This window comes from Mesorhizobium sp. M7A.F.Ca.ET.027.03.2.1 (assembly GCF_003999175.1).
Classification (GTDB): Bacteria; Pseudomonadota; Alphaproteobacteria; order Rhizobiales; family Rhizobiaceae; genus Mesorhizobium.
In genome coordinates, this window is the sequence record NZ_RZOM01001506.1 from 1 (window position 1) to 1,030 (window position 1,030).

Below are 1,030 nucleotides of genomic sequence, written 5' to 3' on the forward strand. Positions count from 1 at the left end.
CACCACCACCTATATTCCGACGCAGGCGCCGGACGGCGTCGCCTTTCCCGAGACGACCGCCGAGGTGCAGGACATCGTGCGGGCCTGTGCCGCGCACCGCGTGCCGGTGATCGCCTTTGGCGTCGGCTCCTCGCTGGAAGGCCACACCAACGCACCGGGCGGCGGCATATCGGTCGACACATCGCGCATGAACCGTATCCTGGCGGTCAATCCACAGGATCTCGACTGCACGGTCGAACCCGGCGTCACCCGCGAGGATTTGAACCGGCATCTGCGCGACACCGGACTGTTCTTTCCGATCGACCCCGGCGCCAATGCCTCGCTCGGCGGCATGGCCGCGACGCGGGCCTCCGGCACCAACGCGGTGCGCTACGGCACGATGCGCGAGAACGTGCTGTCGCTGACCGCCGTCATGGCCGACGGCGAGACGGTGACGACCGGCAAGCGGGCGAAAAAGAGCTCGGCCGGTTATGATTTGACGCGGCTGCTGGTCGGCTCGGAAGGCACGCTCGGCATCATCACCTCGCTGACCTTGAAGCTGCAAGGCATCCCGCAGGCGATCTCCGGCGGCGTCTGCCCGTTTCCGAGCGTCGAGGCGGCCTGCAACGCGGTTATCGCGACGATCCAGATGGGCATCCCGGTGGCGCGCATCGAACTGGTCAACGCGCTGCAGATGCGGGCGATGAAGAACTATTCGAAGCTCGACTATCCCGAAAGCCCGTGCCTGTTCGTCGAGTTTCACGGCAGCGATGCCGGCGTTGCCGAACAGGCCGAGACCTTCGGCATGATCGCGGAAGAGAATGGCGGCGGGCCGTTCCTGTGGACCAGCGTTGCCGAGGAGCGCACCAAACTGTGGAAGGCCAGGCATGACGCCTACTGGTCGTCGCTGACGCTACGGCCAGGCGCCAAGGGGCTGTCGACCGATGTCTGCGTGCCGATCTCGCGCTTTGCCGAATGCGTCATGGAAACCGAAGCCGACATAGCCGAGATGGGTCTGATCGCGCCGATCGTTGGCCATGCCGGCGATGGC

The 1,030-nt window shown here is 65.9% G+C and carries 1 protein-coding gene; it reads left to right on the top strand.

The window, feature by feature from the left end; genetic code table 11:
- Positions 1 to 1,030 (top strand): FAD-binding protein (locus EN750_RS36000; RefSeq protein ID WP_127399397.1); only part of this gene is annotated, 1,030 nt, incomplete at both ends.